At 30.6% G+C, this 15373-nt stretch carries 13 protein-coding genes; 7 read left to right on the top strand and 6 right to left on the bottom strand.

All coding sequences use genetic code 11. From position 1 onward, the window contains the following. Positions 1–90: 90 nt before the first annotated feature. Together Q1A15_RS14790 and Q1A15_RS14785 are read left to right on the top strand one after the other, a co-directional pair. Positions 91–1374, top strand: coding sequence for an amidohydrolase family protein (locus Q1A15_RS14790; RefSeq protein ID WP_299625553.1), 1284 nt, complete (start codon positions 91–93; stop codon positions 1372–1374). A 149-nt stretch (positions 1375–1523) separates the two neighbouring features. Further along, on the top strand, positions 1524–2525 hold the full coding sequence (locus tag Q1A15_RS14785) for a hypothetical protein (RefSeq protein ID WP_299625550.1): 1002 nt from the start codon (positions 1524–1526) through the stop codon (positions 2523–2525). A gap of 275 nt (positions 2526–2800) precedes the next feature. On the opposite strand, the gene Q1A15_RS14780 is transcribed toward Q1A15_RS14785, so the two are convergent. Next, the gene (locus Q1A15_RS14780) at positions 2801–4315 is read right to left on the bottom strand and encodes a hypothetical protein (RefSeq protein ID WP_299625547.1); all 1515 of its coding nucleotides are present in this window, start codon (positions 4313–4315) and stop codon (positions 2801–2803) included. 5 nt (positions 4316–4320) lie between these two features. Continuing rightward, a complete protein-coding gene (locus Q1A15_RS14775) occupies positions 4321–5376 on the bottom strand; it encodes a glutaminyl-peptide cyclotransferase (RefSeq protein WP_299625544.1) in 1056 nt (351 codons plus the stop codon). A gap of 188 nt (positions 5377–5564) precedes the next feature. On the opposite strand from Q1A15_RS14775, the gene Q1A15_RS14770 reads away from it, so the two are divergent. From Q1A15_RS14770 to Q1A15_RS14760, 3 genes are all read left to right on the top strand, one after another. Next, positions 5565–5816 (top strand): type B 50S ribosomal protein L31, encoded by a 252-nt coding sequence (locus tag Q1A15_RS14770; RefSeq protein ID WP_100925256.1) that lies wholly within the window; start codon positions 5565–5567, stop codon positions 5814–5816. A 101-nt stretch (positions 5817–5917) separates the two neighbouring features. Continuing rightward, the gene (locus Q1A15_RS14765; RefSeq protein WP_299625535.1) at positions 5918–7444 is read left to right on the top strand and encodes an FMN-binding glutamate synthase family protein; all 1527 of its coding nucleotides are present in this window, start codon (positions 5918–5920) and stop codon (positions 7442–7444) included. 10 nt (positions 7445–7454) lie between these two features. Then, positions 7455–8549: a methyltransferase gene (locus Q1A15_RS14760; protein WP_299625532.1), complete on the top strand. Its 1095-nt coding sequence runs from the start codon at positions 7455–7457 to the stop codon at positions 8547–8549. An 8-nt stretch (positions 8550–8557) separates the two neighbouring features. On the opposite strand, the gene Q1A15_RS14755 is transcribed toward Q1A15_RS14760, so the two are convergent. After that, positions 8558–8791, bottom strand: coding sequence for a hypothetical protein (locus Q1A15_RS14755; RefSeq protein ID WP_299625529.1), 234 nt, complete (start codon positions 8789–8791; stop codon positions 8558–8560). A 265-nt stretch (positions 8792–9056) separates the two neighbouring features. On the opposite strand from Q1A15_RS14755, the gene Q1A15_RS14750 reads away from it, so the two are divergent. Continuing rightward, positions 9057–9344 carry a hypothetical protein gene (locus Q1A15_RS14750; RefSeq protein WP_299625526.1) on the top strand — a complete coding sequence of 96 codons (288 nt, stop codon included), beginning with the start codon at positions 9057–9059 and terminating at the stop codon, positions 9342–9344. A 66-nt stretch (positions 9345–9410) separates the two neighbouring features. On the opposite strand, the gene Q1A15_RS14745 is transcribed toward Q1A15_RS14750, so the two are convergent. Together Q1A15_RS14745 and Q1A15_RS14740 are read right to left on the bottom strand one after the other, a co-directional pair. Beyond that, positions 9411–10070, bottom strand: coding sequence for an outer membrane beta-barrel protein (locus Q1A15_RS14745; RefSeq protein WP_299625523.1), 660 nt, complete (start codon positions 10068–10070; stop codon positions 9411–9413). Between the two features lie 154 nt (positions 10071–10224). Continuing rightward, positions 10225–11028 (bottom strand): EcsC family protein, encoded by an 804-nt coding sequence (locus Q1A15_RS14740; protein WP_299625520.1) that lies wholly within the window; start codon positions 11026–11028, stop codon positions 10225–10227. A gap of 649 nt (positions 11029–11677) precedes the next feature. On the opposite strand from Q1A15_RS14740, the gene Q1A15_RS14735 reads away from it, so the two are divergent. Further along, complete coding sequence (locus tag Q1A15_RS14735; RefSeq protein WP_299625517.1) at positions 11678–12355, top strand: pirin family protein; 678 nt, start codon at positions 11678–11680, stop codon at positions 12353–12355. A gap of 35 nt (positions 12356–12390) precedes the next feature. Here the strand turns inward: Q1A15_RS14735 and gcvP are convergent, their stop codons facing one another. Beyond that, complete coding sequence (gene gcvP / locus Q1A15_RS14730; protein WP_299625514.1) at positions 12391–15246, bottom strand: aminomethyl-transferring glycine dehydrogenase; 2856 nt, start codon at positions 15244–15246, stop codon at positions 12391–12393. Between the last annotated feature and the right edge of the window lie 127 nt (positions 15247–15373).

Below are 15373 nucleotides of genomic sequence, written 5' to 3'. Positions count from 1 at the left end.
AACGTAAAAATGCAATATTATTTTAAAGTATACAACTTTTAGAATTTTGCTTTAACTTTGATAGTTTAACTCCCAAAAAACTTAATAATAATGAGAAAATATCTTTTATTGTGTGTATTAGTAGCTATACAAACTTCTGTATTAGCTCAAACTACTCACATTTTTTGCGGTAATCTTTTAGATACTAAATCAGGCAAATTACAATCTAAACAAACCATTATTGTTAAAAAGAACAAGATTGTAGATGTTGTTAACGGGTATATTTCACCTAAAGGAAAAAACGATAAGATTGTAGATCTTAAAGATAAATATGTAATGCCTGGTTTAATAGATATGCATGTACATATTGAAAATGAATTCGGACCCACAACACGTTTAGATCGATATATTTTAGATGAAGCTGATATTGCATTTAACTCTGTAGGTTTTGCAAAAATTACACTTTTAAAAGGTTTTACTACGGTAAGAGATTTAGGAGGAACAGGTGTGAATATATCGATCAGAAAAGCAATTGATAAAGGAAAAATTCCTGGTCCAAGAGTCATTACTGCTGGAAAAATGATTGCTTCTACCGGAGGACATGCAGATCCAACAAACGGAAGTAGAAGAGTTTTAATCGGAAATCCTGGACCAAAAGAAGGTGTTGTAAATAGTGTTGAAGATGCAAAAAAAGCTGTTCGTCAACGTTATAAAAACGGAGCAGATTGTATAAAAATCACTGCTACAGGAGGAGTTTTAAGTGTCGCGAAAAGTGGAGATAATCCTCAGTTTACTATTGAAGAAGTAAAAGCAATTTGTGAAACTGCTAAAGATTATGGAATGCATGTAGCTGCTCATGCACATGGGGATGTTGGTATGCAACGTGCTGTAATTGGTGGAGTAAAAACTATTGAACACGGAACATATATGAGTGAAGCAACTATGGATTTAATGAAAAAGCATAACGCGTACTTAGTTCCTACGATTACTGCTGGAAAAGAAGTAGAGGAGAAGGCAAAAATTGAAGGATATTATCCAGCAATTGTAGTTCCTAAAGCATTGGCTGTTGGTCCACAAATTCAAGGAACGTTTGCAAAGGCTTATAAGAGAGGAGTAGGTATTGCTTTTGGTACAGATGCTGGAGTTTTTCAGCATGGTAGAAATGCAAAGGAGTTTGGTTACATGGTTGAAGCAGGAATGCCAGAAATTGAAGCAATTCAGTCAGCTACAATCACAAATGCAAAAATTTTAAAAATGGAAACAGAAATTGGTCAGGTAAAAAAAGGTTTTTTTGCTGATATTATTGCTGTAGATGAAAATCCATTAAAGAATGTAAAAACTCTTGAAAATGTAGTTTTTGTAATGAAAAACGGAGAAGTATATAAAGAAAATTAAAGAGAAATATTTAACTAAAAATAAAGGAAGCTTTTATATATCTGTAAGAGCTTTTTTTATGTTCATTTTTAAGTGATTTTTTTAATGAAATTGTGTAACATTTTAAATTATAAGTATACTAATTGAGATGAAGTATAAAGTCACATATTATGATTAAAATTAATACATATTTCAATAGATTCAATTTTGTACTTGTTCCATTATTACTTGTAGTTTCATTAATCGTTTTAAGCACAAGTTCTCTATACAAAATATCTTTAGCTCCATACATTATTATCGATTTTTTGTTTACGATACCTTTCGTTTATTTCTTATTAATCAGAAAAAAAGAAATTCATAAAATAACTGTGCTTTCTGTTTTTGTTTTAGGAGTTTTATTATCAAGTTTATTAATACCAGAAGAAAATCAAGGTATACTTTTACCAATAAAATCATATTTAGTACCAATATTGGAGTTGGGAATATTTTCTGTATTGGTTATAAAAGCAAGGAAATTATATAAAGAATTTAAAAATAGTAGTGCAGGTTCTTTTGACTTTTTTGAAGCAATCACTACAGCAAGTAAAGAATTACTGCCTTCTAAAATCGCTAGTTTTTTAGCTACAGAAATTACAGTGTTTTATTATGTTTTTTTCAATTGGAGATCAAGAAGAGAACAAAAAAACGAATATTCTTATCATAAAGAAGGAACATATAACGGAGTACTAATAGGAGTGATGTTAGTTATTCTTATCGAGACTTTTGTTTTACATGTTTTAGTGGTGAAGTGGAGTTTAACTTTTGCTTGGATAATAAGTGGATTAAGTATTTACACGTTATTACAATTCCTAGCTATTTTTAAATCGTTACGAAGTAGACCAGTTTTTATTGATGAAGAAAATAGAAAGTTATTATTGAGATTTAGTTTTTTAGGTACTGCGGAAGTAGAAATTGATAATATAAAATCGATAACGTTATCTAATGGAAATGATGCAAATGAAATAAATCATTTAGCTTTTATTGGAGGTTTGACATCTCATAATATTTTGATAGAATTTAAGGAAGCAGTGAGTTATAAACAATTCTATGGTTTACAAAAAACAACAACTAAACTAGGGGTGTTAATTGATAATAAAGAAGCTTTTGTAGCTCATGTAAAAACAATGTTATAAAAAAAGAAGCCCTAAGGCTTCTCTTAATATTGTTTACATATTCCCCCCGAAACTGTAAACCTATAATATTGTTGTTGCAAATTCTTCTTATTCTTAAATAAAAAAAGAACTATTTGTTTTCTTAATTGACAAATAGTTCTTTTTTAACAAACCAAATTAACTACTATAAATAATTATAATAAAACAAACTTTTCATAAAGATAGAAGAATGCTTGGTTTTTATGTTTTAGTTTCGACGAATGGTAGCTTTTCCTTAGATCAAGCTAAAAAAAACTCTAGTTAAAAGTAATATGTTGATAAGCTCCTAAGTCAGGGTTTACAGTTCTACTCACTCCAAGAATATCCATAGAAACAGGAGTAACTATGGCTCTGTTTATTGCATCACTATTATCACCAATAATAAATTCTTCTTTAGAAGTATCTTTAAAATCCGGATTACCATTCAAGATGATATTTTGATAACGAGAAGTATCAGTGAAATCCAATTCGTTATTATTTTGGAAATTATTATTGAAATCATCAAACTGAATCATCGTGTTTTGTACGGAGTAGTTAAATGTACTTCCACTAGGAGCACGATCTAGAATAAACTCAATATTGTTATTTCCAGCAATAATACAATTAGTGAAGTTAGCGGCTGTTAAATCTCTAGTTTGTATAATTTCTTGACCATTTTCATCTTCAAAAGAAAAGAAGTTATTAATTAAAACAGCAGGTAAAGAACGTAAACTTCTATTCCAATAATTTGCAAAAGTAGAATGTGTAAAGTTATAAGCTCCTCCAACAGTTCCTGCAAAAGAAACTTGACCAGCATTTCCAATTACAACATTTTCTCCAACAATGTTTGCTTGTCTACCTAAAACTCCAAAACTAGTTTGATTATAGATTTCTGTATTTGTTAATCGTAGTGTAGGAGCATTATTAGAACCAATGCTGTCTACTAAAATTCCGATAATACCGTTTTTAATTTGCGCATGATTCACTTCATTTTCTCTACTTCCAGCACGCATCCAAATTGTTCCCCATTGACCAGAAACTCTACTAAAAGAGTTTTCTAAACGATCACCTTCAAATACAACTTTTTCATCTAAAGTTCCATTAACTTTTAAGGTTCCTTCTTTATCGATTATTAGACCGGAATTATCATGAAAATGGATTCTAGCACCAGCTTCTATGGTTAATGTTTTGTTTGCAGGAACTGCGGCATAACCATAAATTACATACGGACGATCTTTGGTGAACGTAAGTTCGCTATCCTCTAAATATCGACCTTGTAATGTAGTTTGTTGCCCATCTAAAGTTAGATTATCAATTTCCATTGTTATCGGATCTCTATCTGGAAAAATAAATGTGGCATCTTGAACAAGAGTAACTAAATCCACATCTTGTTGATTCATACCGTTATCAAATAGAATTCGATCTGTGTAGAGTGGATCAGGAATAGAAGAAAAATCTATAGTAGTTTCAACAAAAACAAAAATACTATCGTTGGCAAGTATTTCTATATCTTCAAATGTTTTTCCAGGAATGCCATCTACATTTAAACGATAATTAGAAGTTGTCCCATTCTCTAAACGAATTTGAGGAATAGAAATAGCTTTGTTGCCTCTGTTGTAAACTCTTAAGTTGTAAGTTGCAGATCCAATATTTGTAAAAATAGTATCAAGAAAAACAGTATCTCTTGAAAATTCTAAATTACCAAAGCTAGGAACAGTGCTGAAATCTTTTCTACAAGAACTAACTATAGTTATTAATGCGATAATTAAAACAGTCTGTATAAGCTTGGTCATAATTTCTATTCTTTTATGATTTTGATTTCAAATAATTTACCCCAGTGTTTACCAGTAACGAATAAACGATCGTTTTTAGTATCGTAAGCAATACCGTTTAATACATCGTCTGTTTCTAGTTTTTGTTCTCTAAGTATAGTTTGGCGTAAGCTTTTCATATCTATAAGTGCTTCTACACTTCCAGAGTTAGGATCAATTATTGCAATTGTAGGTTTAATTTCTTTACCAGTTTTCCAGTAGTTAGAGTAAATTTTACCATCAATATATTCTATTTCATTAAGTTTATTAATAGGTTTTTTAAGCGCATAAACTTGAACGTTTCTTTTTTCTTTCTGTGTAGCTGGGTCTAAGAACCAAATTTTGTTACTTCCATCGGTTTTAATTAATTCAGAATCAGAATGAGTCAATCCCCAACCTTGATTACTGTCACCATAAGAAAATTCCTTTTTCATTTTAAAAGTTTCCAAATCAAATACAAAACCTTTTCTAGCTTGCCATGTCAACCAAAAAATTTCATTGTTAAAGATCGTCATTCCTTCACCGAAATACTTGTCGCTAAGATCGTATTGCTGAAGAACTTCTCCAGTTTCAACATTTAATTTACGTAATCTAGATTCACCTTTTCTTCCTGTAGTTTCATATAAGAAACCATTATGAAACTCTAAACCTTGTGTGTACGATGTTTTGTCATGAGGAAAAGTATTTACCACTTCAAATTTATACACTTTAGGTGTTACATTTGAGAAAACTTCAAGTGAAGTACGAACTTTTTCAACTTTTCCAGGAACAAAAGCTAATGCAGTAATGTCGTGTTTACCAATACCAAACTCTTTAGTATTTATTGTAGTTTTGTTATCTGTTAATGCCAGTTCCTTTTTATCCAAATATATTTTAATACTATCGACTTTTTTGTTGCTCGATTCTTTTAAATCTACTTGGACTTGTTCACCAAAACTTACTTTTTTCTTACTTTGTATTTTGAAATCGTAATTAGTTTCACTACAAGATGATAAAGTGAATGTTAAGGCGATAATGATGCTTGAAAAACACGAAACTTTCATATAAAATGTGGTTGAATGTATTAGTTCTTTTATTTCACTACAAATAAAACAATTTATTTGTTTGCAATTTAAAAAAAAGGGTTAAATTTGCACCCTCAAATAGCCATTGCAGGTTTTTGATTTTACTTGAAGGCGTTTAAAACTTTACCAATTTTAAACAAATTCACACTAAATTAAAAGTTTTAAAGATGAAAAAAGGTATACACCCAGAAAATTATAGAATGGTGGCTTTTAAAGATATGTCTAACGGAGATGTATTCTTAACAAGGTCTACTGCTAATACAAAAGAAACTCTTGAAGTTGAAGGAGTAGAATATCCATTAGTTAAGTTAGAAATTTCTAGAACGTCTCACCCATTCTACACAGGTAAGTCTAAGTTAGTAGATACTGCAGGACGTATTGACAAGTTCAAGAACAAATACGCGAAGTTTAAGAAATAAACTTTTCAAACATAAAAATATAAAAGCGCTAACATTGTTAGTGCTTTTTTTATGAGTTAAATCTTGTATCTTAGCCTGTAAACAAACAAAATTCAAGAAAAATGAGAGATACTATTTTAGCAATAGTTATTGTGATAAACCTATTGTGTGGTGTGTTGGTTTATTTTATGCCAGACCTAGGAAATTTCATATTATTAACTATTGCTTCTGCTTTTACTTTGTTAGCGTTTTACGATGCCTTCATTCAAAAAAGTCATTCTTTAATGAGAGCTTTTCCAATTATAGCAAGATTAAGATGGTTTTTTGAAGAAGAGCGTGAGAAAATTCAGCAATATTTTATTGAAGATGATTTAAATGGTACGCCAATTAACAGAGAAAAAAGAAGTATAGTATATCAAAGAGCTAAGAAAGAAGTAGAAACTGTTCCATTTGGAACGCAACATAATGTTTATGAAAAAGGTTATGAATTTGTAAAGCATTCTTTATTTCCTACAGATTATAAAGAAGTAGTAGGAGAAAAAATAACTTTCGGTTCAGATAAATGTTCTCAGAAATACGAAAGTTCTATCATTAATATTTCAGCAATGTCTTTTGGTTCTTTAAGCAAAAATGCAATTATGGCATTAAACCAAGGTGCTAAAATGGGAGATTTTGCTCACAATACAGGAGAAGGAGGTATTTCTCCGTATCACTTACAAGGTGGAGATTTAATTTTTCAGGTAGGTACAGGATATTTTGGAGCAGGAAAAACTGTTGATGGAAAGCGTTATTTTGATGATGAAATTTTCAAAGAAAATGCTGTTAGACCAGAAGTGAAAATGATAGAGATAAAATTATCACAAGGTGCTAAACCTGGTCATGGTGGAATATTACCAGCTAAAAAGAATACAGAAGAAATTGCAAAAATTCGTTCTGTAGAACCTTTTACAAGAGTAGATTCACCGCCTTCACATTCTGCTTTTTCAGATTTTAAAGGTATGATCGCTTTTTTACAGAAAGTTAGAGAGTTAAGTGACGGAAAGCCTATTGGAATTAAGTTTTGTGTTGGGAATAATGAAGAAATAGAAGCTATGATTAAAGCTTTTGCTGAAGCTAAAAATTATCCAGATTTTATTGCAGTAGATGGAGGAGAAGGAGGAACTGGATCTGCTCCTTTAGAGTTTTCAAATTATGTTGGTACACCTTTATTAGAGGGACTTGCTTTTGTAAATAAAATGCTAATAAAATATAGTCTTAAAGATCAGATTAAAATTATAGCTAGTGGTAAAGCAATTGATGCTTTTGATATTGTAAAATTTAAAGCTTTAGGAGCTGATGCTATTGGAATGGCTAGAAGTTTTATGTTGAGTTTAGGTTGTATTCAAGCTAGAGAATGTAATTTAGATACTTGTCCAGTTGGTGTTGCCACACAAGATGAAGATTTAGTTGAAGCACTGGTCGTTAAAGACAAAAATATAAGAGTAAAAAATTACCATACTAAAACAATTTTAGCGGTTAAAGAAATGGTTTCAGCAATGGGAAAATCTTCAATTGATGATATTACAGCAAAAGATGTATTTAGAAGAAACAAAGCAGGAGATTTAACATCTTTAGAAAAAATTTACTTTTCTGAAAAAGTATTACACTAATTAATTTTATTTGGAAACGTTACTTCAATTTAAGGAGAAAGAATATCAACTACATAGATATCCAGCAACAAACGATAAGTCTTTAAAAGCGTGGAGTGCTGCTGAGTTATTAGTTCTAAATTATTTAGAGGATAAAAACTTTGGCAGTTATCATTTGTTTAATGATCGTTTTGGTGTTTGGAACTGTATTTTACAAACAGAAAAACTTCATACGGTTTGGACGTATGCTAGTCAGAAAAAAGCAATTGAAAAAAACATTTTAGCGAATAAACTTGAAAGTCAAAATAGTTTTTTAACATCTTTAGATGATTTTGGTTCTGTGGAATGTGCTCTAATAAAGATCCCAAAATCTTTAGAGCTTTTTGAGTTATTCCTTTCAAATATACATGCAAATTCTAATGAGCAAACTGAGGTTGTTTGTGGGTTCATGACAAAATATTTCAGTGCTTCTTTTTTGAAAATCGTAGAAAAATACTTTGAGGATGTTTCGCAGAGTAAAGCGTGGAAAAAAGCTAGGTTACTAATTCTTAAAAGTCCTAAACCTAACATCTTAAAAAATGAAGAGTTAATTAATGAAATACTTTGGAGGGATAGAGTTTTAAAACAATACTATGGTGTTTTTTCTTCAAAAAGTATAGATATAGGTACGCAATTTTTGTTAAGCCATCTAGAAGTAAACTCAAATGAATTAAATGTTTTAGATGTAGCTTCAGGAAATGGTATTATAGCAAGTGAAGTGTTAGAATTAAATACCGAAGCCAAAGTTACTGTTGTAGATGATTTTAATTTAGCCGTTGATTCTTCTAAAATGAATCTTCCTACAGAACGTACTAATTTTGTTTGTGACAATAATTTAAAGTCTCTACCTAAAGAAAATTATGATTTAGTACTAAGTAATCCTCCTTTTCACTTTGAACATGAAAATAATATAGAAGTAAGTTTAGATCTATTTTCTCAAGTAAAAGATTGCTTAAAAAATAAAGGACGTTTTGTCTTAGTAGCGAATAAACACTTGAATTATAAAGTGCATTTAAAAAAACTTTTTACTGAAGTTACTATTATTCACTTCAATAAAAAGTTTGAAATTATTTCGTGTTTAAAATAGTTTAGTTTCTAGTAGAACCAGAAACCAGTTCCGTTACCACTACATGCTGCTAAATAACCATTTATGGTACATTTAAAACCAGCAGGCTTTCCTATACATGCAGTAGAATTTCCTTCACTACTCCCGCCTCCTGTACCAGTTCCAACACATAATTGTTGAATTGGTCTTAGTATTCCTCCATTAACTTCTTGTTGTGTTGCTTTGTTTAAAACTTTTCCCAGATTTAAAATTTGTTTTTTCATAATTAAGATATTTTAAAATTAAAAATCCTTGATGATTTTAAGACATTCAAGGGTTTGTCTATTTCGCGAAAGATGATTAAAGTTAAACTATTAATTATTTAAAGAAATGTTAGTTTTGTTAAAATTGTGTAAATAATTTATTTGTTTTGTTAGGTATGTGTTTTTTTTTAGACTGATATGTTGTTAAAATGAAAATATTAATCTTATATTGCAGTAACGTGTAAATAAGCACATTACTTTAATTAATTTTTAATCCCTACCCCATATGAAATTAAATAATAGTGTTCAAAATGTTGAGAAAGAACAAATAAAGTATTTTAAGTTCCCTAAAAACGAAGTGTTAGCAGGAAGAAGTGATCAAATCAATAGAAGATTAGAGTTGAATAGAGCGCTTTCACTAGGAAATCTAGAACAACAAAAAGTAAAAATTGTTTTTGTAGATCAAGAAGGGTACAAACGAGTAGAAACCACAGTGTGGGGAGTTACAGATAAATCTGTAATTCTTAAGAAATCTACTTTAATACCATTACAAAGGATTGTTAGTGTAGCTTGAAAAGAAGAAAATTATTTGAATTAATGAAACCCCAATAAACTCAGTTTACTGGGGTTTTTAATTTTTTTACAAGTAATAAGATAATCCAAATAAAATATTTGCACTATTTAAGTTGAAATTGAAAGTTTGTGAGTTTCCTTTAGAGTAAGCACTTGGATTAATGCTGTTGTCACTCTTACTATTCATGTTTCTATACTGTAATGCTCCTATGTTTGCTTGTAAAGCTAACTTTTTGGTGACAAAAAAATCGATACCAGGTCTTAAGGTCATAGAGTATGTGTTTTGAGAAAGTCTATACGCACCATCAGAAGTATTAGATTTAGAGTGCATATAACCTAATTCACCCTGTAAAGAGAAAGCAAAATTTTTACCTACAGGAAATAATTTTTTAATTGTAGGAGCAATAGAATATTGGTTTCTAAACTGTAAATTTTGATTTATTCCATTAGTATTTTCATTTTCAAAGTATCCATATCCAACAGCCAAGCCTATGGAAAGATTGTTACTTAGAAAGTAGGAGACACTTGGAGTAAAACTAAATCCAGAATTACTGCTTTCAAAGTTTGTAGTATTCTCAGATCTTTCAGTGGTAGAGTTACTAGCTTCAATAGATAAATTTCCACTAATGTTCCATGTTCCTTTTTCAATAGCAAATTTCCCCTCATTATTTTGCGCACTCATAGCAAAGACACAAAATGAGAGAGTTAAGAATAATAGTTTTTTCATAAAAATTAAATTTAATTGGTTTTTACGAGCCAAAACTATTCTTGTAGCGTTGCTTTCTCTACTAAGAAAGCGTTAATATGAAGTTAGAACTATGATAAAAAATGAGCTTAAAACTGCTACTTTTCTTAAATTATATTAACAAAGTAAAAATTAACTAAACCTTTTTATGTTGTTCGTAAACTTGTTGAATTAATTCTTTATTGTATTTACGTTCTAATTTTCGAATGGTGAAATGACCTTTAGCCATATCTTGAAAATGAGTAATAAAAAGTGTATTTATTAAAGCTCCACCAGCAGCACCAATTACAGGAACAGATTGTGCTATGGTTTTCTCAGTTACCTGAATTCCGAAACGTTCTGCTACCTTACCAATAACATTTAAAAAAACAGTAGTTCCTTCATGGAAAACTCCGTTTTGTGCCACGAACTTATTAGTTTGCGCTATTGTATTTGCTAAAAAAGCTCGAGAAGTATAATAACTTGTCTCGATATTATCATCTTCAACACTATTTCCACCTAAGGCAAAAACTTCTAAACAAGCTAGCTTTGTATCTAACTCTTTTACAGATTCACCTTGAGAACGTGCAATATCTGCAATTGAACGTAAAATAATCGTAGTAGTGAGTGGTAATTCTACAGCAAGTCCAGATAATCCAAATATTCCGCCGATTGTACCCGTTGCACCAACAGCAATTTTATGCATAAGATTATTAGATTTTTCTTTATTATTATCTTTAATAGTGAAAATTGCGGCATCTGCTGCTTTTAAAAGCGAAGTTTTAGTAATGTCTGATAGTTTTTCATTCCAATTTTTAGGAAGTGCTTCTAAACCTTTCTGAATCGGATTTCCAATCATGACACTTAGTTTAATTGCTATACCAGGATTTTCCAGTAATTCTTTAGCTTTTTGTAGTTCTTCCAAATCATTTTTATCAATTTTTAAGGCTAAGTTTTTCATGTTATGCAATTAGTGTTTTTAGTTCTTAAATATAGAAATTAAGTATTTAATCAAATATTTTATAGGGTGTGAAATTACCATTCGTCTTAACATATGTTAATTTTATCGATCCTTTTTAGTGTATTAATCTGAATAATAGAATAGAAAGTTAATAGTTTCTGTAACTTTAAACTGGGATTATTAACACAATTATTAACATTTTGGGAAAAAGGAAATGGTTTCTTATAGAAGCTGTTTCCTTTTATTTTTTTTACGGAAAAATAATTTACAGAAATTTAGCAGTCCGTTAACAATTTGATGCTAAGTAATTAGTATATTTACAGTAGCTATGAAAGTAATTGCTATTAGCTTTCATTTTATGATTATACAGTTTTGAGTTTATTTGTTGTAAACTATTATAAAGCTATTACAAATTTTAAACGTTTAGAAGGGTTTGTTTAAAATTTGAAATTACTTAGCTAAAAATTGAAGAACTTCTTATAACACAAATCATTTTTGGGGTAAATCGTAGTGTTATATATCTAAAAATTTCAATTTTGCCGCAACTCAATAATTTTTTAAGCTTCTGAGTTGCGGTTTCTTTTTTGCTCATTTTTAATGTAATTTTCTTTGTTTCCTGTAGACTAAGTTCGTGTTAGAATCCAAGCAAATGAAAAATATAATAGAAAAACTAGATAGAAATTCTATAGAAACAGGAGGTTTTCACGGAATCGTTCAGAAAAGATTAATCGTAAATTCTAAATACGGACCAAGATCTGGAGTAAAAGATGGAACTTGGGAAGGGATTGGCAATTTAGTATATTTTGCAGATAGTTGGTTTGGAGAAGGAGTAGCTACAGGTTTGCATCCGCATCAATATATAGATGTATTAACTTTTGTAGTAGATGGACAATTAGATCATGAAGGTTCTTTAGAGCATGGTGTAAGTTTAGAGTCGTTAGATTTTCAGGTTCAAAAATCAGGAAAAGAAGGTTTCATGCATAATGAAATCAATAAAGGAAAAGAAACAACTAGAATGCTACAATTATGGTTAATTCCTGAAAGAGTAGAGGATAAGGCTAGTTTTAGAGTTCATAAAGCAGAGAAAGATCAGGTTGTAAATGTATATGGGAGAAAAGATGGTAATTCTACACAAATAGATGTTGCAAATTTATCTAGAAAAGAAAGTTATACTTTAAATAGAGAAAGTTTAGTATATGTTGTTAAAGGCACTATTGAAGTTGTAGGAGAATATGTAAATGAAGGAGTTTTATTATCCGTAGGTTCTAATACTATAATAAACTCTGTTGATGACACATTATTGATTATTTCATACATAGATAAATAAAAAAAGCCTTGCAATTCGCAAGGCTTTTTTTAGTGTTATACTTCTGCTTCCATATAATCCTCAATAGGATTACAAGAACAAATTAAATTTCTATCACCATAAGCATCGTCTACTCGTCTAACAGTAGGCCAAAACTTATTGTCTTCAATATATTCTAAAGGAAAAGCTGCTTCTTTTCTTGTGTAAGGAAAATCCCAGCTATCATTAGTAAGCATAGCTAATGTATGTGGAGCATTTTTCAATACATTATTTTGATCATCTTTTGAAGCTGCTTCTATTTCTTTACGAATAGAAATTAAAGCATCACAGAAACGATCTAATTCGCCTAAACTTTCACTTTCTGTAGGTTCAACCATTATTGTACCTGCAACAGGGAAAGATACTGTAGGAGCATGGAAACCATAGTCCATTAATCGTTTTGCAATATCTACAACTTCAATTCCTTTTTGTTTAAATTCTCTACAATCTAAAATCATTTCGTGAGCTGCACGTCCCATTTCACCTGTATATAAAGTTTGGAAATGATCTTGTAAACGCTCTTTCATATAGTTTGCGTTTAAGATTGCAATTTTAGTAGAATCTGTTAATCCTTCAGAACCTAACATTGTGATATATCCATAAGAGATTAAACAAGCTAAAGCAGAACCCCAAGGAGCAGCTGAAATAGCAGTAATAGGATTATCTCCACCAGTAGTAATAACTGGGTTAGTAGGTAAGAAAGGAACCAACTGAGGAGCAACACAAATTGGCCCAACTCCTGGTCCACCACCACCGTGAGGAATCGCAAATGTTTTATGTAAATTTAAGTGACAAACATCAGCTCCAATAGTTGCAGGATTTGTTAATCCTACTTGAGCATTCATGTTTGCACCATCCATGTAAACTTGTCCGCCGTTATCGTGAATAATTTGAGTAATTTCTTTAATAGCTTTTTCAAATACTCCGTGAGTAGAAGGATAAGTAACCATTAAAGCAGCTAAATTATCTTTGTGTAATTCAGCTTTCTCTCTTAAATCATTAACATCAATATTACCTTTTTCATCTGTTTTTGTAACAACAACTTTCATTCCAGCCATTACTGCAGAGGCAGGATTTGTTCCGTGAGCAGAAGATGGAATTAAACAAATATTTCTATGCGTATCTCCGTTTGCTTGGTGATAAGCTCTAATTACCATTAAACCTGCAAATTCTCCTTGCGCACCAGAGTTAGGTTGTAAAGAAGTTGCAGCAAAACCAGTAACAATATTTAATTGGTGTTCTAAGTTTTTAAGTACAGTTTGATATCCTTCAGCTTGATTTAAAGGAACAAATGGGTGAATATTCCCCCATTGTGGATTACTTAAAGGTAACATTTCAGAAGCTGCATTTAACTTCATTGTACATGAACCTAAAGAAATCATAGAGTGGTTTAAAGCTAGATCTTTACGCTCTAACTTTTTAATATAACGCATCATGTCTGTTTCAGAATGATACGTGTTAAATACTTCGTGGTCTAAGAATGAAGTATTTCTTTTAATATTTTCAGGAATAATATCTTCTGAGATAAATTCAGTGATCGTGATATCTTGAATATTGAAAGCTTGCTCGAAACAATCAACAATTGCATTGATTTCTTTTAAACCTACTGTTTCATTTAAAGAAATAGAAACATGGTTTTTATCAATGTAATTAAAGTTTACCTCATTTTTTTCAGCAACAGTTCTTAACTGATCAGCTTCTACTTCAACAACGATTGTATCAAAATACGACTGATTCTTTTGCTTAAAACCTAAACGATTTAACGCAGAAGTTAAAGTTTGTGTAGCACTGTGTGTTCTATTTGCAATATATTCGATTCCTTCTTTACCGTGATAAACAGCATACATACCAGCCATAACAGCTAATAAAACCTGAGCAGTACAAATATTAGAAGTTGCTCTTTCACGTTTAATGTGCTGTTCTCTAGTTTGTAGCGCCATACGTAATGCTGGTCCGCCATCTTTATCTTTAGTAAGTCCGATAATTCTACCAGGAATACTACGTTTGTAAGCTTCTTTAGTAGCAAAGAAACCAGCGTGAGGTCCACCGTAACCTAAAGGAATTCCAAATCTTTGTGTAGTACCAACTACAACATCAACTCCAAATTCTCCTGGAGCTTTTAAAATAGCAAGAGATAAAATATCTGCAGCAACAGCTACTTTAATATTCGCTTCATTTGCTTTGCTTACAAATTCAGAATAATCTACTAAGCTACCGTGTTTTCCTGGGTATTGTAATATTGCTCCGAAGAATTCATCAGCAAAATCAAATTTTTCATGATTTCCAATTACTAGTTCAATTCCAATTGGAATAGCTCTTGTCTCAAGAACAGATAATGTTTGAGGAAGTATTTCTTCAGAAACAAAAAACTTATTTGCACCAGCTTTCTTTTTAGCACGTTCTCTAACATCAAATAATAAAGCCATTGCTTCTGCAGCAGCTGTTCCTTCATCTAATAAAGAAGCATTAGCTAACTCCATTCCTGTTAAATCACAAACCATAGTTTGGTAATTTAATAAAGCTTCTAATCTTCCTTGAGCGATTTCAGCTTGATACGGAGTATAAGCTGTATACCATCCTGGATTCTCTAAAATGTTTCTTTGGATAACACTAGGAGTAATTGCCTCGTGATATCCTAACCCGATATAACTCTTAAAGATTTTATTTTTAGCACCAAGTTCGTTAATATGCTGTAAATATTCATATTCACTTAAAGCTGCTGGTAAATCTAAATTATTTTGTAAACGAATATCATCAGGTATGGTTTCGTAAATTAGTTGGTCAATACTATCTACACCAATTGTTTTCAACATAGTTTCCTTTTCATGTGCTCTAGGTCCAATATGTCGTAATTGAAATAAATTTGTATTCATTTTGTTGTGTTGTTAATTTTAATGTGCAAAAATAACTAAATATTGAAAATTTTTTAAATCTCAATACACAAGTTTTCAACTATCCATAATAGTTCTAAACAAATAATTACTTTTACAGAGTGAAATA

Origin of the sequence: uncultured Tenacibaculum sp., from assembly GCF_947495995.1 — a bacterium.
Taxonomy (GTDB): domain Bacteria; phylum Bacteroidota; class Bacteroidia; order Flavobacteriales; family Flavobacteriaceae; genus Polaribacter.
Note: the sequence above shows the minus strand (reverse complement) of the source record. Positions and strands in the feature narration are given on the sequence as shown.

Coding starts and splice junctions, on each gene's coding strand:
- Q1A15_RS14770 (WP_100925256.1), top strand. CDS start 5,565: ATGAAAAAAGGTATACACCCAGAAAATTATAGAATGGTGGCTTTTAAA.
- Q1A15_RS14780 (WP_299625547.1), bottom strand. CDS start 4,315: ATGACCAAGCTTATACAGACTGTTTTAATTATCGCATTAATAACTATA.
- Q1A15_RS14735 (WP_299625517.1), top strand. CDS start 11,678: ATGAAAAATATAATAGAAAAACTAGATAGAAATTCTATAGAAACAGGA.
- Q1A15_RS14740 (WP_299625520.1), bottom strand. CDS start 11,028: ATGAAAAACTTAGCCTTAAAAATTGATAAAAATGATTTGGAAGAACTA.
- gcvP (WP_299625514.1), bottom strand. CDS start 15,246: ATGAATACAAATTTATTTCAATTACGACATATTGGACCTAGAGCACAT.
- Q1A15_RS14765 (WP_299625535.1), top strand. CDS start 5,918: ATGAGAGATACTATTTTAGCAATAGTTATTGTGATAAACCTATTGTGT.
- Q1A15_RS14745 (WP_299625523.1), bottom strand. CDS start 10,070: ATGAAAAAACTATTATTCTTAACTCTCTCATTTTGTGTCTTTGCTATG.
- Q1A15_RS14790 (WP_299625553.1), top strand. CDS start 91: ATGAGAAAATATCTTTTATTGTGTGTATTAGTAGCTATACAAACTTCT.
- Q1A15_RS14755 (WP_299625529.1), bottom strand. CDS start 8,791: ATGAAAAAACAAATTTTAAATCTGGGAAAAGTTTTAAACAAAGCAACA.
- Q1A15_RS14775 (WP_299625544.1), bottom strand. CDS start 5,376: ATGAAAGTTTCGTGTTTTTCAAGCATCATTATCGCCTTAACATTCACT.
- Q1A15_RS14750 (WP_299625526.1), top strand. CDS start 9,057: ATGAAATTAAATAATAGTGTTCAAAATGTTGAGAAAGAACAAATAAAG.
- Q1A15_RS14785 (WP_299625550.1), top strand. CDS start 1,524: ATGATTAAAATTAATACATATTTCAATAGATTCAATTTTGTACTTGTT.